Below are 22103 nucleotides of genomic sequence, written 5' to 3'. Positions count from 1 at the left end.
TTTCGCTTTCGCGGAAATCCCTAAAAATATAAAACTTTTAAAATTCCTGTTTATTCTGAAACAAAAATCAGATTAGCAGGAATCTTTTTTTATCTTTAATTTTTAAACTAAAATATATGGCTTCTATTTTTACAAAGATTGTTAATGGCGAAATCCCTTGCTACAAAGTAGCAGAAACTGAAGATTTTTTAGCTTTTTTGGACGTAAACCCTAATGCGGAAGGTCATACGCTTTGTATACCTAAAAAAGAAGTAGATAAACTATTTGATTTAGATGAAGCGACTTACATTGGATTAATGCAATTTTCAAGAGAAGTAGCAATAGCTTTAGAAAAAACTGTACCATGTAAACGTGTAGGAGTAAGCGTTATTGGGTTAGAAGTGCCACATGTACACGTGCATTTAATTCCGTTAAACACTATGGAAGATGCAAGGTTTATTAACAAAGTAGCTTTACAAAAAGACCAGTTTGAAGCTTTAGCTAAAGCTATTAATGCTAATTTATAAGTAATTATAAACTAAAAAAGTAATTACGGCAGCTAGACTTAATACAAGTACTGTAAATAATATCCAAAAAAGACTTTTGTATTTTTTTGATGACTTTTTAGGCTGAAAAGCCTTCATTTGGTAATTGTAAATACGCTCTATATCATCAGTCCATCGTGCAGGATATATTTCTGTATTGCAGACTACACAATTCATTTCTGTACTTACCTCCTGTGTAATGCTTTTATAAAAAATAGTTTCAATAAAGCGCTGTTTAAAAGTTAATTGTAAACCTTTAGTACTAAAGCACTCAGGGCAATTATTAATTAAATTTACAGTATTTATTGTTATTAATTTTTCTGACATTTATAATATAGTTTTTAAACTAATTTGCATAGTTGTACCAACTCCTTTTTCAGAGTTTAATACTTTAATCTGACCGTTATGAAAATCTTCTACAATACGTTTTGCTAAGGACAATCCAAGTCCCCAACCTCGTTTTTTTGTGGTATAACCAGGCTCAAAGATAGTATTAAATTCGTTTTTACTTATTCCTTTTCCAGTATCTGTTACTGTAATTTTTACTTGTTGTTCTAATTGAGATATACTAAGCTGTAAATCACCTTTTCCCTTCATTGCATCTATTGCATTTTTAACTAAATTTTCAATAGTCCAACCATAAAGTTGCTTATTTAAATTAACATAAATAGGATGTTCTGGTAATTTTATGTCAAAGTTTACAAGTTTAGATGATCTTGATTTTAAATAGTCAAAGGCTTCTTGAGTTTCAGATATTATATCCGCTTTTTCAAGTGTAGGTATAGATCCAATTTTACTAAAACGCTCTGTAATAGTTTGTAATCTATGGATATCTTTTTCAATTTCTTTGATGTATTCAGGATTTGTATCTTCAATTTTTAATATTTCTGTCCAACCAATTAAAGAAGATAAAGGAGTGCCTATCTGGTGTGCAGTTTCTTTAGCCATTCCTGACCATAATTTATTTTGTGTTGCAATTTTACTGCTTCGGTAAAAAAAGTAAACAACTGCAGCAAACAATACAATAATTAGTAAAAGAGCTAACGGATAGTATTTTAATTTGTTCAATAGTGGCGAGTTTCCGTAGTATAAAGTCCCTATAGCTTCATCTTTGTTAGTGGTATTATTAAAATAGGATAATGGTATTGGACTATTTTCTTGCTTAAACTGCTCTTTTTTCTTTAATAAATATCTTTCGACATGTTTGATCTTTAAAGTGTCTAAATTATTAAAACTACTTATTTCGCCTGTTGGCGAAACTAAAATCATTGGTGTTGTTGAGGTAGAATCTGTTATAATAAACGTGGTTACATTATTAACTTCGCCATCCAAACCATTTCTAAAACTATTTAAAAAATCACTTTGTGCGTAGGACCAAGTTTCCATTTTTCTGCGTTCTTCAGCTTTAAACTTTTGAAAAAACACATAGGTGTTCCATAAAATTAAAGAGATAATAGCAAATGAAGCAGTAATAATAATCCAGCGAACCAGCTGACGATGTTTTGTAAAAAACATGATATAATTTTTTGTTGTTAATATAATGTAATTCTGTTAATAATATTGTGATGGATGTGTAGTTATTAGTTTTGGTTGGTTAACAGAATCCGTATTTTTGTATAAAACAAACAGACAACTATGTTATCTTTTACTCCTCAAGAATTTCCGACCGCAAAATTACATGGCTATTTGCTAAGTGCTGTAGCACCTAGACCAATAGCGTTTGCAAGTACTATAGATGCAAATGGTAAGCCTAATTTATCACCTTTCAGTTTTTTCAATGTGTTTAGTGCTAATCCTCCTATTTTAATTTTTTCGCCAGCAAGACGCGTTAGGGATAATACTACAAAGCATACTTTGCACAATGCAGAACTAACAAAAGAAGTAGTGATTAATGTTGTTAATTATGACATTGTACAACAAATGTCGTTAAGTAGCACAGAATATGCAGAAGGTGTAAACGAATTTGATAAAGCTGGCTTAACTATGCTTAAATCTGATATTGTAAAACCATTTAGGGTTGCAGAAAGTCCTGTGCAAATGGAATGTAAAGTCAACGATATTGTAAAACTTGGTACAGAAGGTGGAGCTGGTAATTTAATAATCTGTGAGGTTGTAAAAATGCATGTTTCAGAATCTGTTTTAGATGAAAATAAAGCAATAAACCAAAATAAATTAGACTTAGTGTCTAGAGCAGGTGGTAGTTTTTATAGTCGTGCTAAATCAGGATTTTTTGAAATCCCTAAACCATTATCAACCTTGGGTATAGGTGTCGATGCGTTACCTAAATCTGTTAGAGAAAGTGTAGTTTTAACAGGTAATGATTTAGGGCTTTTAGGAAATGTTGAAAACTTCCCTGATGAAAAAAGCATTCTGGCTTTTAAAAACCAACATAATTTAAGTTCTTTGTCCACTGAACAAAAACACCAAAAAGCAAAAGACCTTTTAAGCTTTAATGATATTGAAGGAGCTTGGAAAGTGTTATTATCGTAAATTTGCGATTTTAATTTAGACGAATATTTAATAATTATATAGAAAATGGAAGTACAAGGGAAAGTAAAACTAGTAGGAGAAACACAAACTTTTGGTAGTAACGGATTTAGAAAAAGAGAGTTAGTTGTAACTACAGAAGAGCAATATCCTCAGCATATTTTAGTAGAGTTTGTTCAAGATAAATGTGACTTATTAAACAACTATCAAGTTGGACAAGATGTTAAAGTAAATATTAATTTACGTGGTAGAGAATGGGTAAACCCTCAAGGTGAAACTAAGTACTTTAACTCTATTCAAGGATGGAGAATTGAAGGTGTACAAGCAGGAGCACCTCAAGGTATGCCAGAAGTACCACCAGCACAAGCTTTTGAGCCAGCTAAAGATGTAAAGTCAGAAGATCACGACGACTTACCATTTTAGTAAATATAATACTGTAATAACAGTATTAACATATAAAACCTCAATACTAACGTATTGAGGTTTTTTTATTATAACACTTTTACTTATTTTTCAATTAATTAATAAAGTATGGATTTTTTAAACACTAGCAATAATTTTCCTGATGTGTCTCAAGCTACCGAAGATGGTTTATTAGCTGTTGGTGGAGACTTAAGTCCAGAACGTCTGCTCGATGCTTATCAAAAAGGAATTTTCCCTTGGTTTGAAGATGATAATACAATTTTATGGTGGTCACCAGATCCAAGATTTGTTTTGTTTCCAGAAGATTTAAAAGTCTCTAAAAGTATGAAGCAAGTTTTACGTAATACAGATTTTGAAGTCACAGTCAACACAAATTTTGAAGCTGTAATTAATGCTTGTGCAGCAGCTAATAGACCAGGTCAGGATGATACTTGGATTACAAAGGGCATGATTGAAGCTTATACAAAATTAAACCAATTGGGTTATGCAAAATCAATAGAGGTTTGGTTAGATAAAGAATTGGTCGGAGGATTGTACGGTATTGATTTAAATAATGGCGTATTTTGTGGTGAGAGTATGTTTACTAAAGTTAGTAATGCTAGCAAAGTAGGCTTTATAAGTTTTATACAAAACACTAACTATAAGCTAATAGATTGTCAAGTTTACACTAACCACCTTGAAAGTTTAGGAGCTATAGATATACCTCGTGATCAATTTTTAAAGTATTTAATTTAAACTTCATTGTACCTAAAGCAGTCTATTTCATGATCGTTTACCATACCAATAGCCTGCATAAAAGCGTAAATAACCGTTGATCCAACAAATTTAAAACCTCGTTTTTTTAGGGCTTTACTAATATTGTCACTTAACTGCGTGTTTGCAGGAGCGTCTTTATAATCTTGCACTTTGTTTTTTATGGGTTTATTGTCTACAAAAGCCCATATGTAATCACTAAAACTTCCAAATTCATTTTGTATGTCTATAAATAAATTAGCATTAGTAATTGTTGCGTTTATTTTAAGCTTATTTCTTATAATACCAGCATTTTGTAATAACTCAGTTTTTTTATCTTCATTATAGTTCGCAATTTTTTTATAGTCAAACTGATCGAATGCATCAAAAAAATTATTGCGTTTTCGTAAAATGGTAATCCAACTAAGTCCTGCTTGAAAGGTTTCTAATATTAAAAATTCAAAAAGAGTGTCATCGTCATAAACAGGTGTTCCCCATTCTTGGTCATGGTAAGCTTCATAAAGTGCATCACCAACACACCATCCACATTTATGCTTTTTCATTGTTCTTCATTTTACGATATTGGTTAATATTTATTAATATATAAATAAGTACTATTAGATGTCTTAAATCAAATAAATATAAGTTTTTGAAAATTTGATAATTAGGAATTAAGTCAAAATATTTACAGGCTAATAAAGCTATAAATATAATGAGTAAAATAGTCTTAATTTTTCGAATAGAAAGCATTGTAAGGAATTTTCAATATTTTCTACTAATGTAACAACAGTAACTTAAAAAAAATAATAGTTGCTGTACTTTTGTAATATGGAAACAACAACACATAATAATATCAAACAAATTATCAAGGATAGTTTAACCAGAAGTATGAGTTATGCTGAATACAGAGCTTTAGTTTCAACTTTAGTCGAAACCAATTCTAACACAGGTAACCAAGTTACTGAAGCTTTAGCTAATTATACAATGTTGAATGATAGACGCATGAAACGTTGGGATAAAACTGTTAAAATAGATGAAGGTTTATCGGCTTCAATTGTCAATAAAACAATGGATCAAACATGGATAATTATTACTGAAAGTTGGTGTGGTGATGCAGCACATGTAATGCCAGTAATTAACAAAATAGCTGAGTTAAACCAAGGGATTAACTTTAAAATTGTGCTTAGAGACCAAAACGAAGCTTTAATGGATAATTTTTTAACCAACGGATCAAGATCTATTGCTAAGTTAATTATTATTGATAATCAGACTGAAAATGTTGTTGCTACTTATGGTCCAAGACCAAGTACAGCAACTGCACTAGTAAATGATTATAAGGCTAAACATGGAGGTTTAACACCAGAGTTTAAAGAAGATTTACAAAAATGGTATAATAAAGATAAAGGACAAACAGTTATTGCTGATTTGGTGCCTTTATTAGATAGTTAAAACTATTTACCTTTAAACTCAAAGGTTATTGAGCCTAATTGTTTGGACTTGTCAGAGTTGTCAAAAGTGGCTTTTTTTGCATATTCTAATGCGTGTTCTTGTAAGCAAAGATTATTAGATGTTGATGCATTATTGACATAAGCATCGACAACTTGTCCTTGATTGTCTACAGTTATATTAATGATTATTTTACCTTGTGCATCACACAAGTAAATTGGTATAGGAAGTGACTTGTCAGTCCTTCCTTTTAATGAATAGTAGACACTACTATTGGTGTTTGCAGTATTACCTTGCTTAGTGTTTTTATTTTGAGAACGTTTATTTAAAACCTCATTAACACCCTTAAAGCTTGTTAAAGTCTTTTCAGATATAGCAGATTTTGCCTCACTTTTTTCAGTGGGTACATCACTCTTTAAACTGTTTTTGTAAGTCTGTAACATTGGATTGTCATAATCCTCTGGAGGAGCAATGGGCTTATAAGCTTCAGCAAAATGTTTGTACTTTTCACTGGTGTTAAAGGCTTTATTTGTAGATTTTGAGTCTGAATTTTGTATTAGCTCTTGAATGTCTTCAGGAGTTTCAATTTCAACTTGTTCAATATCATAAATGGTTTCAGCTAAAGCTGGATTAGTTTTAAATACAGTTAAGTTTAACAGAGACAATACTAATGTACCTATGATTAAAAATGTGATAGCTAACGCTTTATGAGAATTGTTTAATGTCATCTTTTGGGAGTCAATATCTATTGCCTTTCTTTTTAATATACGTGTTTTAGGTTTAAAAAGATGTGATTTAGTCTTTTTTTGGTAGATTTTTAATAAAGTCTTCTATTGTAAGTCCATCATTTACATCAAAATCGCCAATTTTTGTACGTCTTAATGCAGATAAATGACCACCAGATTGTAATGCTTTTCCAAAATCATGAGCTAAAGATCGTATATAAGTTCCTTTACTACAAACCACTTTAAAGTCTATATTTAAACCATTAATTTTGGTGATTTTAAAATCTTGTATGGTTATTTTTCTAGATTTAATCTCAACTTCTTGACCAGCTCTTGCATATTCATATAATCGTTTTCCTTCTTTTTTAAGCGCAGAAAAAACTGGTGGAAACTGGTCTATTTCACCAATAAATTGCTGTGTAGTTTCATTAATTAAAGCTTCGGTTATATGTGATGTTTCAAAGGTTTGGTTTATTTCTGTTTCCAGATCGTAAGAAGGTGTTGTGCTACCTAAAACAATGGTTCCTGTATATTCTTTAATTTGTCCTTGAAAAGTGTTGATTTGCTTAGTCATTTTACCTGTACATATTACAAGTAATCCTGTAGCTAAAGGGTCTAATGTACCAGCATGACCAACTTTTATTTTTTTAATATTGAAAGCTTGACGGATTTCCCAACGTAACTTATTTACAGCTTGAAAAGAAGTCCAATTTAAAGGCTTGTCTATTAATAATACTTGTCCTGCTTGGTAGTTGTCTCCTGTCATAACGTTAGTTTAAAAAAGAAAATATAATAGCAATAACACCAACAATTGCGCAGTAAATTGAAAAATAACTTAATTTGCTTTTTTTAACCAAGCTAATCATCCATGTACATGCAAAAAGACCTGCAACAAAAGCTGCAATAAAACCTGCAGATAAAGCTGTAATATTTTGGCTTTCAAAACTTAAATCTCCACCCAAAACGTCTTTAGCTATTTTACCAAAAATTAAAGGCACAACCATCAAAAAAGAAAATCGTGCTGCTTTTGTTTTATCATTACCTAATAATACAGAGGTTGATATGGTTGCTCCACTTCTAGAAATACCAGGTAGCATTGCTATTGCTTGAGATATACCAATTATAAATGCATTTTTAAACGATACATTTTTGTTTGTGTTTTTTGCTTTATCAGCAAAATATAATAAGATTGCAGTTACTAGTAGCATGCATCCTACAAGTAATATACTTCCACCAAATAACTGTTCTAATTGCTCTTCAAAAAATAGACCTACAATAACAGCAGGTAACATAGATATTATAATTTTAGTTGTAAATTTTGTGTCTTCATTCCATTTAAAAGATAATAACCCTCTAAGGATATCCAAAATATCTTTTCTAAAAATCACAATAGTACTTAAAGCAGTTGCAAAGTGTAAAACTACAGTAAATAATAAGCTTTCTTCAGGAATACTATTGTCACCTAAAATAGCTTTACCAAGCTCTAAATGGCCACTTGAAGACACAGGAAGAAACTCGGTTAATCCTTGTACAATACCTAATATAATTGAATCTATAATATCCATTTGGCAAAAGTATTAAAATACTATGACCAATTGATAATTTGAAGTTATAATTTAATACTCAAAACCATAATAGCGTTGAGTTGGACAAAAGTTAGTCCTTTTTAGGCTTAGATAGTATGGCATAAACTTGTATACCAAAACCAATAATTACAAGAGCAGGAGCTAAACGTATACGTCTCCAGCTAAAAATAGCGTCGCTAAATACATTTGGGTCATCACTACCTCCTCCAGACATTAATATAAATCCTAGAGCGATGCATGCTAATCCAATAAACATAAATTTATAGTTATGCTTTCCAAAAATTGGTTCGGATTTTAAACTTAGTTTGTTATTTTTAGTGCTTTCTCCCAAAATAAAAGATTTATATTTTAAACAAATTTAAACTTTTTAATCTTAATCTAAAATTAAAAAGTTTAATGTATGCTTATTTTAAATAGTAATTAGCATGTTGTTTGTTTGCAGATACTTTTTCAGAGTGTACAATTTTTGTTTCCATTTTTTGCGTTGTTGTTAATAAATAAGCAACAATAGCAATCATACCTAGTAATACAAATGTGATTCGTTTCATAATCATTAGTTTTTAAGATTAATTAATCATTTTAAGTATTATTTGGTCAATAGCGAATTTTAAATTTATTGGTTAAGTAAATATAGTCGACTAATATACTGACTATTATTAGAAAATTAGTTAAAAACTTATTAAATTAATAAAGCTGGTCTGTTTTAAGGTTTAAAAAACGTTGAGTTGCAAAGTGAGTACTAAGCCAAGAGATGATAATTCCTAAAAGAAAAACAATACCAAACAAACCACCAATTAGTATTGGGTTTTGACGTAAACTTAACTCTGGAAAGGTCTTATCTACATAATATACAATAAACCCTAAGCCTATTAACGCAATTAGGGCTCCAAGTATACCTAATCTTATGCTTTTCCAGACAAAAGGACGTCTTATAAAACGTTTAGTGGCTCCAACCATTTGCATGGTTTTAATTGTAAATCGTTTAGCATAAACAGACAATCTAATACTACTATTAATTAGTAAAACAGCTATTAGAGTAAAAATAGCACTAAGTAACAGTACCCAGAAGCTAATTTTTTTAACACGACTATTCATTAAGGTTACAAGGTCTTTATCATATCTAACTTCATCAACAAAATTTTTTTCAGAAGCAGAAGCTGCTAATTCTTCTAATTTTTCAGAAGTCACAAAATCGGCTTTTAAATTTACATCAATGTTATTCTGTAAAGGATTAAAACCTAAAAATGCCATAAAATCCTCTCCATTTTCAGCTTTCATAGCTTCGGCAGCTTGTTCTTTAGACACATAAACTGTTGACTTTACATAATCTGCTAATGCTAAACTTTTTTCAAGTTGTTTAACCTCTACATCTTTAGCATTGTCTTTAAGGTAAATGGTAACAGTAACTTGTTCTTTAAACAAGTCTGCTACTTTTTTAGCATTTAAGACTAAAAGCCCTAAGATTCCTAATAAAAAAAGGACTAAAGCAATACTAAGTACCACTGAAAAGTAAGACGATATTAATCTGCGTTTTTGATATCTTTCAAAAGAAGAACTCATAAATTGATGTTAGTTTATAATGTAAAAATATAAAAGAAAAATGAAACCTATTCATATATTCTATAATTACAACGTCAAACTTTTAATAGTCTTATAATAAGTTTAAATTTGTTGCTTAATTAAGCAGTAAAACACAAAAATGCAATACCATTTTAACGACATCGAAGCCAAATGGCAAAAATATTGGGCCGAAAACCAAACTTTTAAAGCCTCTAATACTAGTGATAAACCAAAATATTATGTTTTGGACATGTTTCCTTATCCATCAGGTGCAGGATTACACGTTGGTCATCCATTAGGTTATATCGCGTCAGATATTTATGCACGTTACAAACGTCATAAAGGGTTTAATGTATTGCATCCACAAGGTTACGATAGCTTTGGTTTGCCAGCAGAACAGTATGCAATACAAACAGGTCAGCATCCAGCAATTACAACAGAAACTAACATTAAAACTTACCGAAGACAACTAGATCAAATAGGTTTTAGTTTTGATTGGAGTCGTGAAGTACGTACATCTACACCAGAATATTACAAATGGACGCAATGGATTTTTATTCAGTTATTTGAGTCTTGGTATAATAACACTACTAATAAAGCTGAAGAAATTTCGAGCTTAATTAAAATATTTTCTGCGGAAGGAAATGCTAATGTAAACGCTGTTTGTGATGATAATATCGAAATATTCTCAGCTGACGATTGGAATGGATTTTCATCTGAAAAACAACAAGAAATACTATTACAATATAGGTTAACGTATTTAGCCGAAACAGAAGTCAACTGGTGTCCTGCTTTAGGAACCGTTTTAGCAAACGATGAGATTGTAAACGGAGTGTCAGAACGTGGAGGACATCCTGTAATGCGTAAAAAAATGACGCAATGGAGTATGCGAATTTCTGCTTACGCAGAACGTTTATTACAAGGATTAGATACTATAGATTGGACAGATTCGCTTAAAGAAAGTCAACGTAATTGGATTGGAAAATCTGTTGGAGCAAGTGTAACTTTTAATGTTATTCCTTCTGTTTCGTCGAGCGTAGTCGAGACGTCTCATAAAATAGAAGTCTTCACAACAAGACCAGATACTATTTTTGGTGTTAGTTTTATGACTTTAGCTCCAGAGCATGAGTTGGTATCTCAAATAACAACTCCAGAACAAAAAGCAGAGGTTGATGCTTATATTTTAGCTACTTCAAAACGTAGCGAACGCGATCGTATGGCAGATGTAAAAACCATTTCTGGTGCATTTACAGGTGCTTACGCAGAGCATCCATTTAGTAAGGAGCCAATTCCAATCTGGATTGGAGACTACGTATTAGCTGGTTATGGTACAGGAGCAGTTATGTCTGTGCCTTGTGGTGACCAACGTGATTACGACTTTGCAAAACATTTTAATATTAATATTCCTAATATTTTTGAAGGAGCAGATATTAGTGAAGCAGCATTTACGTCTAAAGACAATGTGAAAATTACAAATAGCGATTTCCTTAACGGAATGAACTATAAAAAAGCAGCCAAACGCGCTATTTACGAGTTGGAGCAATTAGGACAAGGCGAAGGAAAAACAAACTACAGATTGCGTGATGCAGTATTTTCACGTCAAAGATATTGGGGAGAACCGTTTCCAGTATACTACGTTAACGGAATGCCACAAATGATTGATAAACAACATTTACCAATCACATTACCAGAAGTAGAAAAATATTTACCAACCGAAACAGGAGAGCCACCTTTAGGTCGTGCAGATGTTTGGGCTTGGGATACTAATACAAATACAGTGGTTTCTAACACTCTTGTCTCGTCGAGCGCAGTCGAGACGTCTAAAGATAACGGAATCTACCCACTAGAGTTAAACACAATGCCTGGTTGGGCAGGAAGCTCTTGGTACTTTTTCCGTTATATGGAAGAAAAAGCCAACAGAGGTGAGGATTTTGCAAGCAAAGATGCACTTAACTACTGGGAAAACGTAGACCTTTATATTGGTGGAAGTGAGCATGCCACAGGACATTTATTATACTCACGTTTTTGGGTTAAGTTTTTAAAAGATAGAGGTTTTGTTGGAGTAGAAGAGCCTTTTAAAAAGTTAATTAACCAAGGAATGATACTTGGGACTAGTGCTTTTGTTTATGAAGTATTAGGTTTAGAAAATACACCTCCTGTTTTTATTTCTTTAGGAAAAAAAGAAGAAAATAACGCAGACGTTTTGAATCCAATTTATGAATCAATCTTTAAGAAATTTAATCCCGATGAAGAATTTGTTCTGTCTTCATTTGGAGTTAGACCAATTCACGTTGATGTTTCTTTTATAAATGCGTCTGACGAAATGGATATCGAAGTTTTTAAAAGCTGGAGAGCAGAATTTAAAGATGCAATTTTTATTTGCGAAGACGATAAGACTTTCAAAGTTAAACGCGAAGTCGAAAAAATGTCTAAATCCAAATACAACGTCGTAAATCCAGATAATATTTGCGAGCAGTATGGAGCAGATAGTTTACGTTTATACGAAATGTTTTTAGGACCTTTAGAGCAAGCTAAACCTTGGAATACTGCTGGTATTACAGGTGTGCATGGTTTCTTAAAAAAACTATGGAAATTATTTGTTGGAGAAAACGGAGTTAATGTTAACAATGCAGAGCCAACTAAAGACAACCTAAAAACGTTACATAAAACCATAAAAAAAGTACAAGAAGATATAGAGAATTTTTCTTTTAATACTTCGGTTTCAACCTTTATGATTGCTGTTAACGAGCTTACACAACAAAAATGTACAAGTAAAGCTGTTTTAGAACCATTATTGGTGTTGTTGTCACCTTATGCACCACATATTACCGAAGAGCTTTATAGCCAATTAGGTAATACAACATCTATAAGTACTGCACCATTCCCAGAGTTTGATGCTAGCCATTTGGTAGAGAGTAGCAAAAATTACCCAATATCATTTAATGGTAAAATGCGTTTTACTTTAGAGTTACCAATGGATATGCCTAAAGACGACATAGAAAAAACAGTTATGGCTCATGAAAAAACAATAGCACAATTAGATGGTCGTACACCTAAAAAAATAATTATTGTACCTGGTAAAATTGTAAATATTGTTGGGTAATTAAAAGGGAAACGTCATTGCTAGTAACCAAGCAATCTCTTTTAATAAATTATTATGTCATTATACTAATTAAAATAAAACGCTTGCAATATTGCAAGCGTTTTTTTTTGCGTATTATGAATAATATTAGTTAATTATGGAAAGCTTGACTTTGCATAAAAAGAAGCAATAGCTTTAAATTTCAAATCTTATATTGTTAGTTTTAAATATTTATTATGAAAAACCTTTTTGTACTATTATTATTTCCGCTACTAACTTGGTCACAATCTTATGTTGGTCGTGTTGGAACAATTCCTATTCATTTTAAAATTTATGCAGATCAAGATGAAGATCAACCCTCAAAAGGAAGGGTAGATGGTTATTATTTTTACAATTCTAAACTAATTAACATTCCGTTACGAGGTGTTTTTAATAAAGAGCAATTTACCATAGTGGATGGTTATCATTATTTTGAAGATACTTTTGAGGAGTCTGATGAGGTATTTAGGTTAAAAAAAGTAGAAAACCAATTAGTAGGATCTGTTACCATAAAAAAGAAGCGCTACAAAGTTACATTAACCGAAACAGCAGAGGATCCAATTGAAGATTTTAGAAACCCTAAACTGACTTTTATTAGAGATAGTATTTCGGTTTATAATGACAAGCAATTAGTATGGTTGCATGAAAAATATAGCAATCAAAAATTATTTAGACTTGGTAATGGGTTTACATCACAACAAAGAGCTGTTTTTAATCCCATTTTAGACAATTTACATTTAGAAAATGCTATTACTGGTTTAGATTGTAACTCTTGGTTTGAAATTGGTCATACAGTTAATCTAGTTAGTGCAAAATACGTGAGTTTTACTCAGCATTATAGTGTGTATTGTGGAGGTGCACATCCATCACATGGTGCAGTAAGTTATAATTTTGATTTAAATACTTTGACTAATCTTGATGACATAGAAACTTTGTATCCTAATCTTGATTTCTTTAAATTGCTAAAAGAAAAATATTATGATCCAGAGGACGAGTTCCAACAAGAATGTGAAGTCTTTACTTATGAAGCTAATTGGGACTATAAGCAATGGAATCTAACATCAGAAGGTGTGGAGTTAACACCTAGTTATCCTCATGCAATGACGCCTTGCGAAGAGTCTTATTTTTTAAGTTATGAAGAGTTGTTAGAAAAGGAATAATTATTCCTTTTCTAAGTTAATTTTTTCATCCTTATTGACTTTAGGTTCTGGCTTAGGTAGTGTTTTAAAATACGTTTCAAAAGCCTTAACATCGTATGGTTTCTTGATAATTTTTTTGTTTTTATCTAAAACAAAATAACTTGGTGTAGCTTTTACATTGTAATTGTCACCAATTGGGTTGTCCCATTTTCCTTCGCCAAAAACATGATAAAACTCCGGAAATTTATAAGTCATGTCTTTCCATCTGTAACGGTCTTCATCTAATGCAATTGCAATGACTTTTAATTCGCCTTTATCTAACGTTTCAACTAGTTTATGTAACTCAGGTATTTCTTCTAAACAATGAGAGCAAGTTGTGCTCCAAAAAACTACTAAATAGTGGTTAGCTTCATCTAAACCATGCATTTTTTTTACTTCGGCATGACCTTCTTCATCATATACAATTATTTCAAAATCTTGTCCAATATTACCTATGGACGCGTTTTTAAAGTAAGTTAAGTCATTTTCTAACGTTTTATCATTTGTTTCTTTTGCAATATCTAATAAGTAAGTACTTGCAATGTGGTTTGCAACAGGTTCGATTTCTTCAACAGCAAACTGATTCCATAAAATTTCTAATAAAATCTTTTTAACTTTTGGATTGTTTCCAATTGCTTTTTCAATTGTGTTTATATTATTGATGTATGACGTGTTTTGATCTTGGTTATCAATAAAATTAAAGACATAATTTAAAGTGGCTTCAATTAAAAAATTTGAATTTTGAAGGATTGGATTTCCAAAATTGATATGATTAAAATAAGCGTTTTTAGCATTTTTAGTAAATGTCTTTGCATCAATTAAACGCTCAGGCGTGTAAGGTTGACTAGCTGTAATAAAATTAAGTACTAATTTGCCTTCAGCTGCTTTTTCAAATTCTGATTGTGTTGTATTTAGTATTTTGATTATTTTTTTAAAATCTCTTTCACTTTTACCACCAGCTGTATAAAAAGCATTTAAGCTTTGTCCAATTCTAGACATACTTTTGTTGTATGAAATCCATAGTTTGTTTTCATCAGATGTGATGAAATCTAACCCTTTTTCAAGGTCAAAAGTTAACTCGATATCTTCGTTATTATATAAAAAATCAAAATTGTATTCTTCCTGTGGTTGTGCGTAAACTATACGATATGTTCCTGGAGTTTGTCCTTTTTTAAGGTTAAAAGTAAAGGTGCCATCTGCTGCTACGTCTGCATTGTCAACAAAAATTGAGGTGTCAGCAGTAACTTGATATAAAAAAGCAAATTTAAATTGCTCAGCAGGAGTGAAGGTCCCTTTTATGGTATTTTGTGCCATTATTACACTTGGTAATAGGGCTAGTAAAAAAAATAATTTCTTATACATTATGTGTGATTTTCTATGGTAATTTCAAAAACTATTCCAAAATTGGCTGTAATGCTTGTAAGGCATTTTTAACCGATTTAATGTTATCAAAGGTAAGTAATAAACGCAGACCATTTCTGGTTTGTTTTTCCTTCATTTTACAAGATTGTGGATGTGTTTGAACGTATTTTAAAATTTTAGTAAAGTTTGGACTTTGATAAAATCCGCTTTGTTGATCGTTTATAAAGTAACTAATTAGTTTACCTTTTTTCATGATTACTTTTTCCATACCTAAAGTTGTAGCAATCCATTTGATGCGTACACTGTTAATTAGGTCTACAACCTGTGTTGGTAATTCTCCAAAACGATCTATTAACTGTGTTTCAAAAACAATTAATTCGTCTTCCGTTTTAAAGTCGTTTAATTTGGTGTAAAGGGTTAATCTTTCGGCTATATTATTAACGTAATCATCAGGAAATAATAACGAAAAATCTGTATCTATGGTAACATCCTTAACGTAAATTTTGTTTTCTAAAGGTTCGTCATAAAGGTCCTTAAATTCGTTTTCTTTAAGTTCTTCAATAGCTTCGTTTAATATTTTTTGATAGGTATCAAAACCAATTTCGTTTATAAAGCCACTTTGTTCTCCTCCTAATAAATCACCAGCTCCTCGGATTTCTAAATCTTTCATTGCAATATTAAATCCGCTACCAAGCTCAGTAAACTGTGACAAGGCTTGGATACGTTTTCTAGCATCATCTGTCATTGCAGAGTATTCTGGTGTTATAAAATAGCAAAAGGCTTTTTTGTTGCTACGTCCAACACGACCACGCATTTGGTGCAAGTCACTTAATCCAAAATTATTAGCGTTATTGATAAAAATTGTGTTTGCATTTGGTACATCTAAACCGCTTTCTATAATTGTGGTACTAACTAAAACATCAAAAGCACCATCCATAAAACCTAGCATTAGACTTTCTAGTTTTTTACCATCCATTTGTCCGTGTCCAACACCAATTTTAGCATCTGGTACTAAACGTTGGATCATACCTGCGACTTCTTTAATATTTTCAATTCTGTTATGAATAAAAAACACTTGTCCACCACGTTCAATTTCATAACTAACAGCATCTCTAATGGACTCTTCATTAAAACGGATGACGTTACTTTCTATTGGATAACGGTTTGGAGGAGGTGTTGTTATTACGGATAAATCTCTTGCAGCCATTAAACTAAACTGTAAGGTTCTTGGTATTGGTGTTGCAGTAAGGGTTAATACGTCAACATTGTCTTTTATGGTTTTAAGCTTTTCTTTTACAGCAACTCCAAATTTTTGTTCTTCATCTACAATTAGTAAGCCTAAATCTTTAAATTTTACATTTTTATTGGCCAATTGGTGTGTCCCAATAATAATATCTACATGACCTTTTTCAAGTTTTTCTAAAGTTTCGCGTTTTTGTTTTGCAGTTCTAAAACGGTTAACATAATCTACCGTAACCGGAAAATCTTTTAGACGTTGTGAAAAGGTTTTATGGTGTTGAAATGCCAAAATAGTTGTTGGCACTAATACTGCGACTTGCTTACCGTTATCTACTGCTTTAAAGGCTGCACGAATAGCGACTTCGGTTTTACCAAAACCAACATCACCACAAATTAAACGGTCCATTGGACGCTCACTTTCCATGTCAACTTTTATATCTGCAGTTGCTGTGCTTTGATCTGGAGTGTCTTCATATAAAAACGATGCTTCAAGCTCATGTTGTAAATAGCTGTCAGGCTTGTACTGAAATCCTTTTTCTAGTTTACGCTTTGCATATAATTTTATTAAATTAAATGCGACGTGCTTAACTCTAGATTTGGTTTTTTCTTTAAGCGTTTTCCAAGCTTTACTACCTAATTTATAAACCATAGGTGCTTTACCATCCTTACCATTAAATTTTGTTATTTTATGTAAAGAGTGAATGCTTAGGTATAACACATCACGCTCTCCATAAACTAATTTTATGGCTTCTTGTTTTTTGCCTTCAACGTCAATTTTTTGTAGTCCGCCAAATCTTCCAATTCCATGGTCAATGTGTGTGACATAGTCACCAATATCAAGATTTGTTAACTCTTTTAAAGTTATGGCTTGTTTTTTTGCATAACCGTTTTTAAGTTGAAATTTATGATAGCGTTCAAAAATTTGATGGTCTGTGTACACTACAATTTTAAGGTCGTGATCTACAAATCCTTGATATAAAGATAAGGTTACGGTTTGGTAGTGTACCTCTTGGTCTACGTCATCAAAAATATCATGAAAACGTTTGGCTTGTTGCTCGCTTACACAAGCAATATAATTAGTGTAATCGTTATTATGATTACTGTTTAGGTTATCTATTAATAAATTGAATTGTTTATTAAAAGCTGGTTGAGGTGTTGTATTGTGTACAATAGTTTGGGTTGCATTAAATACGGAAGCTGAGCCAAACTCGACCACACTAAAATCTAGTAATTGTTTTTTTAACTCAGTTGAATTACAAAACAATTCTTGTGGTTTTGCATGTTTGATGTCTTTGTTTAATTTTTCAAAAGCGTCTTCGGCTTTATTAAAAAAGTCATCAATTCTGTCAAAAGTTAAATCGAAGTTTTTACCAAAAACAACTGTTTTTTGTGCGATGTATTTTAGAAAGCTCTGTCTAGATTCGTCTATTAATTTATTGGCAACATTGGGTATAATGCTAATTTTTTTAATTTGCTCTGTAGATAATTGGGTTTCTACATCAAAGGTCCTGATACTGTCTACTTCATCACCAAAAAATTCGATTCTATAAGGTTCATCATGACTAAAAGAAAACACGTCTACGATACCACCACGAACTGAAAACTCACCAGGTTCTGTAACAAAATCTACGCGTTTAAATTTATATTCAAAAAGTATTTCGTTGACAAAATCAATGGATAGGCTATCGTTTACGGTTACTTTTAGTGTGTTACGTTCTAGCTCTTTTCTGGTGACTACTTTTTCAAATAATGCATCTGGATACGTTACTATTATTGCTGGTTTTTTACGCGAATTGATACGGTTTAAAACTTCAGCACGTAATAGTACGTTTGCATTGTCTGTCTCTTCTATCTGGTATGGTCTACGATAGCTTCCTGGATAAAACAAAACATCGGTTTTGTTTATTAATTGCTCTAGGTCGTTAAGGTGGAATGCAGCTTCTTCTTTGTCATTAAAAATTAACAAAAACGGAAGGTCTGCTTTTTTAAATGTTTGGGTAATACTGTAGGATAGAGAAGAGCCTACTAAACCTTTTAAATGGGTTTTACTTTTGGTTTGGGCAATAGCAGTTTGCAGTTTTTGCAATTGCAAAGACTGTAAATAGGTTTGCGAGATTAAAGTTTTACTCACGTAATTTTAGTTTATGCAAATATAAGCATTGACTAAAAACTTTGCTTTTAGATTTACAAAATTTAACTTTTAGGAAACATTTTGGCGTTACTGCGTTAAGGATGGAACGGTCTGTTTGAGCTCCTCGCAGAGAGCGAGTAGTGAGAGCCTGGTTTTTTACACCTTATTGAAAAGGTGTGAAATAAACGCCCAAAAAAAGAAACTTTTAATTTTAAAAGGTGTTGGGTTTAACTATATTTGTACTCTAAAAATTAAACAAAAAAGTATGTCATTTTCAGATTTATTCGATAGTGGATTTAAAAAGCGCAATGAGGATCATTTTGCTGCAATTGTACGTGTTGCAATGAGTGATGGTGTGATTAGTGAGGAAGAAAAGTCGTTTTTGGATCGTTTAGCACGTAATTTAGATATTAGTGAAAGCGAGTATAAGCAAATATTAGTGGACTATAAAGAGCATCCAATTAATCCTCCTACATCTTACGACCAACGTTTAGAGCGTTTGTACGACTTGGCTAGAATGGTTTGGGCTGATCATATTGAAGGTCCTAAGCAAACAGCTATTTTAGAGCGTTTATGTGTTGGGTTAGGGTTTAACTCTAGTAATGCACAATATATCACGCATAAGGCTTTAGAGTTGGTGCATGAAGGCGTGGATTTAGATACTTTTACTGAAGAAATTAAAACGATGAACAGATAGTTGTCTTTGTTGTAACGATATTAAAAAAGCGAACTTTTTAAAGTTCGCTTTTTTTTATTTTAGATATTCTTCTATTTTAGATAGTAATGCGTCTTCATCAAATGGCTTTTTTATAACGTCATTGATTCCTGCTTTTTTGTAGCGTCTTAAATCGTCTTTAAATACACGTGCAGTTAATGCTATTACTGGTGTTTTTTTATGATCGCGATCTGGCATTTTACGGATTAGTTTTGTGATCTCGTCACCATAACTATTTGGTAATTTTATATCCATGAGGATTAGGTCAAATTCTGATTGCTCAATCCTTGGTACAACGTCTTCACCTTTAGTTACAATGTCTAAAAAATAATTACCTTTTGACGCTAATATTTTAAGTATTGAAAGTTGTGTGATTTCTGAGTCTTCAACTAATAGTATACTGTATTTTTTGTCTGATTTTGGTTTGATCTCTTTGGTCTTCTTTTTAGATTTTAATTTGTAATTGTGGTCTAATTTGAAGTTTATGTTTGTTGAAAACGTACTACCTTCTCCCAAAGTAGAGTCTACACTTATTTTACTATCTGTAAGACTTACTAAGTGTTTTGCTATGGCTAATCCTAAACCTGCACCTTTGTAAGTGCTAGCCTTGTTTAATTGTGTGAAGCTGGTAAAAATTTGTTCTACATCATCTTCTGTAATACCAATTCCAGTATCTATTATTTGAAAATGAATACTTGCTTTTTGTGCTCTAATTTGGTTTAATGAAACATTGAATGTAATGGTACCTACCTCTGTAAATTTTATAGCATTTTCTAAAAGATTATTAATAACTTGTCGTAATCTTAATGGGTCTCCTCCTACGATTAGTGGTAAGTTATTATTAAAATTAGTTATTAATTCTAATCCCTTTTGCTCAGCTTTTATTTTAAACCCTTTTTTAATGTCTTCTAAAAGTTCTCTAATGTCAAAAGGTGTAATTACTAATTCTAGTTTTCCAGCTTCTATTTTAGAAATGTCTAAAATGTCTTCAATTAACTGTTTTAAATAGCTTGATGAAGAGTCTATTACCTTAAGATAATTAAGTTGCTCATCATTTAAACCTGTTTTTTTTAATATGTCAGAAAAAGTTAAAATACCAGTTAAAGGGTCTCTTAATTCATGACTAAAATTAGCGATAAAAGCATTTTTAAAGGCTTCTTTTTCTTGTAAATAGTCGTTTTTTAGTTCTAAAATCTGCGAGTTTATTACAGATTCATTTCTAACTTGTGCTGTGGTTTGATAATTATCGTAATGTAGTGTTAGATCTAAAATAACAATCATTGGTAACTTATCGTTATCAAAAGTTTTTACTACAATATCTGTAATTATAGTTTGATTGTTTTGATCTGTTAGATGTATACATGAAAAAACATGTCTCTTGTTTTTTTCTTGTAAAGCTTCATGTATACTTTCAAAAAAAGGATGAATTTCTGAAATATTTTCTCCTACTATATTTTTGTATATAACGTCGTCAGACTCTGTTATAGTACCATCTAATTGTACAATCATATACTGATTGACAGATTGAGGATGTTCTTTTTTATAATTATCTAACATGATGTTTTACTTATTTTATTAAAGCTTTAGCTAAGTTAGTAAATACATCTTCAACATTTTTACCAGACTTAGCACTTGTGTAAAAATCGACGAAACGTCCAAAAACCTCTTTGTTTTGCTTAATAAACTCGTTGGTAACTAAATCTTTTTTGTTTCCTATAACTTTTATTGGTGTCTTTGGGAAACGTTCTGAGATGTAATCTAAATCGTTTGATAGTTTTTCATACGTCGCTGGACGAGTTAAATCAAAAACATATAAAAATCCGTTAGTTCCAATTAGGTAGGATGGTCTTGTGTTGGTAATATCATCGTTACCCTCAAGATCCCAAATTACTAATGTAATATCTTTATCTGTTTCTGGTAATTTCACCTCCTTTTTTAATACATGTACACCAATGGTTACTTTATAGTCTTCCGTAAATGTATCTTCTACAAATCGTCTAATTAAAGATGATTTTCCTACACCAAAGTGTCCGATTAAAACTATTTTTTTAGAAATTTTCATTTTGGAAGAAGCTTTTTAATTTAGAGCTAAATTGCTCACTATTATTTAAATCTGTTTTGTTAATTATGTTTTGAGCAAAATCTAGGAGTTTATCTTCTAGTTTACTTCTAAAAGTAGCTGTAAATGCACCAGATATTGCTACAGCAATGTAATATTTTGAGAAATTTTGAAGATGCACATGGTAGTTTTCATACTCGATATATTCTAGGTTTTGTATATCTGTTACGAAAGCATCCTCTGCAAAACTTTTAATAGCTGTTAGCATACCAGCTACTGTATCTTGATCTATATTGTTAGTTTTAGAATATTCTGATACGATTAGACCAGAACCACTTTCAATAACCATTATTTGTTCAATATTTGGCTTAAATTGATCTTGAATCAGAAGATCGCCTTCTGATACTCCTGATTTTTTTGACCTAAATTTTCTGAAGATATTTTTAAAAGAAAAAGCATTACTCATGCTTCGGTTAATATTTTCAGACAGTATTTGTATTTCTTTTTGGACGTAACGTTTGATCATTTTACCCATGATTGGATATAATGCTTCAACAACTTCATCTTGAGAATTTTTAATTTCTTCTTTAAGAGTTTTGGTAATGGTTGGTCCTATTGTTTGTGGCATTTCTTTTATAAACTCATCTAGTTTTTCTTCTAGAATTGGGTCTATATGTTTTGATAAATTATTTTGTTGCGTGATTAACTCTTCAAGCTTTTTAAGTTTGATCTCTATGGATGAGGCATATTCATGCTCATCTTTAAGCAAGATGTCTTTTAAAATTTTTAATTTATCGTCTTGAGTCATGCGCAAG

The 22103-nt window shown here is 31.4% G+C and carries 22 protein-coding genes; 8 read left to right on the top strand and 14 right to left on the bottom strand.

Going from position 1 to position 22103, the window contains the following annotated elements; translation table 11 throughout:
• Window positions 1-116 precede the first annotated feature (116 nt).
• Entirely contained in the window at window positions 117-506 is a 390-nt protein-coding gene (locus tag ITB9_RS09970; RefSeq protein ID WP_054852109.1) for an HIT family protein, read from the top strand.
• Here ITB9_RS09970 and ITB9_RS09965 read toward each other — a convergent pair.
• Together ITB9_RS09965 and ITB9_RS09960 are read right to left on the bottom strand one after the other, a co-directional pair.
• A complete protein-coding gene (locus ITB9_RS09965; RefSeq protein WP_028289674.1) occupies window positions 501-851 on the bottom strand; it encodes a hypothetical protein in 351 nt (116 codons plus the stop codon). The two genes, ITB9_RS09970 and ITB9_RS09965, sit on opposite strands and share 6 nt — an antisense overlap.
• The gene (locus tag ITB9_RS09960) at window positions 852-2039 is read right to left on the bottom strand and encodes a HAMP domain-containing sensor histidine kinase (RefSeq protein ID WP_028607535.1); all 1188 of its coding nucleotides are present in this window, start codon (window positions 2037-2039) and stop codon (window positions 852-854) included.
• A 120-nt stretch (window positions 2040-2159) separates the two neighbouring features.
• On the opposite strand from ITB9_RS09960, the gene ITB9_RS09955 reads away from it, so the two are divergent.
• The 3 genes from ITB9_RS09955 (at window position 2160) to aat (ending at window position 4169) form a co-directional block, all read left to right on the top strand.
• Window positions 2160-3014, top strand: coding sequence for a flavin reductase family protein (locus ITB9_RS09955; RefSeq protein ID WP_054852108.1), 855 nt, complete (start codon window positions 2160-2162; stop codon window positions 3012-3014).
• 45 nt (window positions 3015-3059) lie between these two features.
• Entirely contained in the window at window positions 3060-3434 is a 375-nt protein-coding gene (locus tag ITB9_RS09950; RefSeq protein WP_028289677.1) for a DUF3127 domain-containing protein, read from the top strand.
• A 108-nt stretch (window positions 3435-3542) separates the two neighbouring features.
• Window positions 3543-4169, top strand: a complete 627-nt coding sequence (aat, locus tag ITB9_RS09945; RefSeq protein ID WP_028289678.1) for a leucyl/phenylalanyl-tRNA--protein transferase — start codon at window positions 3543-3545, stop codon at window positions 4167-4169.
• On the opposite strand, the gene ITB9_RS09940 is transcribed toward aat, so the two are convergent.
• Window positions 4166-4729, bottom strand: coding sequence for a DNA-3-methyladenine glycosylase I (locus ITB9_RS09940; RefSeq protein ID WP_054852107.1), 564 nt, complete (start codon window positions 4727-4729; stop codon window positions 4166-4168). The two genes, aat and ITB9_RS09940, sit on opposite strands and share 4 nt — an antisense overlap.
• 265 nt (window positions 4730-4994) lie before the next feature.
• On the opposite strand from ITB9_RS09940, the gene ITB9_RS09935 reads away from it, so the two are divergent.
• Complete coding sequence (locus ITB9_RS09935; RefSeq protein WP_028289680.1) at window positions 4995-5615, top strand: thioredoxin family protein; 621 nt, start codon at window positions 4995-4997, stop codon at window positions 5613-5615.
• A gap of 2 nt (window positions 5616-5617) precedes the next feature.
• Here ITB9_RS09935 and ITB9_RS09930 read toward each other — a convergent pair whose 3' ends face one another.
• The 6 genes from ITB9_RS09930 to ITB9_RS09910 all read right to left on the bottom strand — a co-directional run bounded on the left by ITB9_RS09930 (window position 5618) and on the right by ITB9_RS09910 (window position 9483).
• Window positions 5618-6340, bottom strand: coding sequence for an energy transducer TonB (locus ITB9_RS09930; protein ID WP_054852106.1), 723 nt, complete (start codon window positions 6338-6340; stop codon window positions 5618-5620).
• A gap of 67 nt (window positions 6341-6407) precedes the next feature.
• Window positions 6408-7103 (bottom strand): tRNA pseudouridine(55) synthase TruB, encoded by a 696-nt coding sequence (gene truB / locus ITB9_RS09925; protein WP_054852105.1) that lies wholly within the window; start codon window positions 7101-7103, stop codon window positions 6408-6410.
• Between the two features lie 4 nt (window positions 7104-7107).
• A complete protein-coding gene (locus ITB9_RS09920) occupies window positions 7108-7902 on the bottom strand; it encodes an undecaprenyl-diphosphate phosphatase (protein ID WP_054852104.1) in 795 nt (264 codons plus the stop codon).
• A 91-nt stretch (window positions 7903-7993) separates the two neighbouring features.
• A complete protein-coding gene (locus ITB9_RS09915; RefSeq protein WP_028289684.1) occupies window positions 7994-8254 on the bottom strand; it encodes a DUF3098 domain-containing protein in 261 nt (86 codons plus the stop codon).
• A 73-nt stretch (window positions 8255-8327) separates the two neighbouring features.
• Window positions 8328-8471, bottom strand: coding sequence for a hypothetical protein (locus tag ITB9_RS15625; RefSeq protein ID WP_162874902.1), 144 nt, complete (start codon window positions 8469-8471; stop codon window positions 8328-8330).
• Window positions 8472-8607: 136 nt separating this feature from the next.
• Window positions 8608-9483, bottom strand: a complete 876-nt coding sequence (locus tag ITB9_RS09910) for an ABC transporter permease (protein WP_054852103.1) — start codon at window positions 9481-9483, stop codon at window positions 8608-8610.
• 139 nt (window positions 9484-9622) lie between these two features.
• Between ITB9_RS09910 and ITB9_RS09905 the strand changes: the two genes are divergently transcribed.
• Window positions 9623-12586, top strand: coding sequence for a leucine--tRNA ligase (locus tag ITB9_RS09905; protein WP_054852102.1), 2964 nt, complete (start codon window positions 9623-9625; stop codon window positions 12584-12586).
• Between the two features lie 215 nt (window positions 12587-12801).
• Complete coding sequence (locus ITB9_RS09900; RefSeq protein ID WP_054852101.1) at window positions 12802-13764, top strand: hypothetical protein; 963 nt, start codon at window positions 12802-12804, stop codon at window positions 13762-13764.
• On the opposite strand, the gene ITB9_RS09895 is transcribed toward ITB9_RS09900, so the two are convergent.
• On the bottom strand, window positions 13765-15144 hold the full coding sequence (locus ITB9_RS09895) for a TlpA disulfide reductase family protein (protein WP_054852100.1): 1380 nt from the start codon (window positions 15142-15144) through the stop codon (window positions 13765-13767).
• A gap of 31 nt (window positions 15145-15175) precedes the next feature.
• The gene (mfd, locus tag ITB9_RS09890; protein WP_054852099.1) at window positions 15176-18514 is read right to left on the bottom strand and encodes a transcription-repair coupling factor; all 3339 of its coding nucleotides are present in this window, start codon (window positions 18512-18514) and stop codon (window positions 15176-15178) included.
• A gap of 265 nt (window positions 18515-18779) precedes the next feature.
• Between mfd and ITB9_RS09885 the strand changes: the two genes are divergently transcribed.
• Window positions 18780-19211 carry a TerB family tellurite resistance protein gene (locus tag ITB9_RS09885; protein WP_028289689.1) on the top strand — a complete coding sequence of 144 codons (432 nt, stop codon included), beginning with the start codon at window positions 18780-18782 and terminating at the stop codon, window positions 19209-19211.
• A gap of 54 nt (window positions 19212-19265) precedes the next feature.
• Here the strand turns inward: ITB9_RS09885 and ITB9_RS09880 are convergent, their stop codons facing one another.
• The 3 genes from ITB9_RS09880 to ITB9_RS09870 are packed head-to-tail and all read right to left on the bottom strand — an operon-like array spanning window position 19266 to window position 22096.
• Entirely contained in the window at window positions 19266-20786 is a 1521-nt protein-coding gene (locus ITB9_RS09880; RefSeq protein WP_054852098.1) for an ATP-binding protein, read from the bottom strand.
• A 10-nt stretch (window positions 20787-20796) separates the two neighbouring features.
• Window positions 20797-21291, bottom strand: a complete 495-nt coding sequence (locus ITB9_RS09875; protein ID WP_028289691.1) for a Rab family GTPase — start codon at window positions 21289-21291, stop codon at window positions 20797-20799.
• On the bottom strand, window positions 21278-22096 hold the full coding sequence (locus ITB9_RS09870; protein WP_054852097.1) for a hypothetical protein: 819 nt from the start codon (window positions 22094-22096) through the stop codon (window positions 21278-21280). The genes ITB9_RS09875 and ITB9_RS09870 overlap by 14 nt, the downstream gene beginning before the upstream one ends.
• Between the last annotated feature and the right edge of the window lie 7 nt (window positions 22097-22103).

It is taken from the genome of Olleya sp. ITB9 (assembly GCF_001315805.1).
Lineage (GTDB): Bacteria > Bacteroidota > Bacteroidia > Flavobacteriales > Flavobacteriaceae > Olleya > Olleya sediminilitoris.
Note: the sequence above shows the minus strand (reverse complement) of the source record. Positions and strands in the feature narration are given on the sequence as shown.

Excerpts from the sequence above, each read along its gene's own strand:
- ITB9_RS09970 (WP_054852109.1), top strand. The coding sequence starts at position 117 with ATGGCTTCTATTTTTACAAAGATTGTTAATGGCGAAATCCCTTGCTAC.
- ITB9_RS09965 (WP_028289674.1), bottom strand. The coding sequence starts at position 851 with ATGTCAGAAAAATTAATAACAATAAATACTGTAAATTTAATTAATAAT.
- ITB9_RS09960 (WP_028607535.1), bottom strand. The coding sequence starts at position 2,039 with ATGTTTTTTACAAAACATCGTCAGCTGGTTCGCTGGATTATTATTACT.
- ITB9_RS09955 (WP_054852108.1), top strand. The coding sequence starts at position 2,160 with ATGTTATCTTTTACTCCTCAAGAATTTCCGACCGCAAAATTACATGGC.
- ITB9_RS09950 (WP_028289677.1), top strand. The coding sequence starts at position 3,060 with ATGGAAGTACAAGGGAAAGTAAAACTAGTAGGAGAAACACAAACTTTT.
- aat (WP_028289678.1), top strand. The coding sequence starts at position 3,543 with ATGGATTTTTTAAACACTAGCAATAATTTTCCTGATGTGTCTCAAGCT.
- ITB9_RS09940 (WP_054852107.1), bottom strand. The coding sequence starts at position 4,729 with ATGAAAAAGCATAAATGTGGATGGTGTGTTGGTGATGCACTTTATGAA.
- ITB9_RS09935 (WP_028289680.1), top strand. The coding sequence starts at position 4,995 with ATGGAAACAACAACACATAATAATATCAAACAAATTATCAAGGATAGT.
- ITB9_RS09930 (WP_054852106.1), bottom strand. The coding sequence starts at position 6,340 with ATGACATTAAACAATTCTCATAAAGCGTTAGCTATCACATTTTTAATC.
- truB (WP_054852105.1), bottom strand. The coding sequence starts at position 7,103 with ATGACAGGAGACAACTACCAAGCAGGACAAGTATTATTAATAGACAAG.
- ITB9_RS09920 (WP_054852104.1), bottom strand. The coding sequence starts at position 7,902 with ATGGATATTATAGATTCAATTATATTAGGTATTGTACAAGGATTAACC.
- ITB9_RS15625 (WP_162874902.1), bottom strand. The coding sequence starts at position 8,471 with ATGAAACGAATCACATTTGTATTACTAGGTATGATTGCTATTGTTGCT.
- ITB9_RS09910 (WP_054852103.1), bottom strand. The coding sequence starts at position 9,483 with ATGAGTTCTTCTTTTGAAAGATATCAAAAACGCAGATTAATATCGTCT.
- ITB9_RS09905 (WP_054852102.1), top strand. The coding sequence starts at position 9,623 with ATGCAATACCATTTTAACGACATCGAAGCCAAATGGCAAAAATATTGG.
- ITB9_RS09900 (WP_054852101.1), top strand. The coding sequence starts at position 12,802 with ATGAAAAACCTTTTTGTACTATTATTATTTCCGCTACTAACTTGGTCA.
- ITB9_RS09895 (WP_054852100.1), bottom strand. The coding sequence starts at position 15,144 with ATGTATAAGAAATTATTTTTTTTACTAGCCCTATTACCAAGTGTAATA.
- ITB9_RS09885 (WP_028289689.1), top strand. The coding sequence starts at position 18,780 with ATGTCATTTTCAGATTTATTCGATAGTGGATTTAAAAAGCGCAATGAG.
- ITB9_RS09880 (WP_054852098.1), bottom strand. The coding sequence starts at position 20,786 with ATGTTAGATAATTATAAAAAAGAACATCCTCAATCTGTCAATCAGTAT.
- ITB9_RS09875 (WP_028289691.1), bottom strand. The coding sequence starts at position 21,291 with ATGAAAATTTCTAAAAAAATAGTTTTAATCGGACACTTTGGTGTAGGA.
- ITB9_RS09870 (WP_054852097.1), bottom strand. The coding sequence starts at position 22,096 with ATGACTCAAGACGATAAATTAAAAATTTTAAAAGACATCTTGCTTAAA.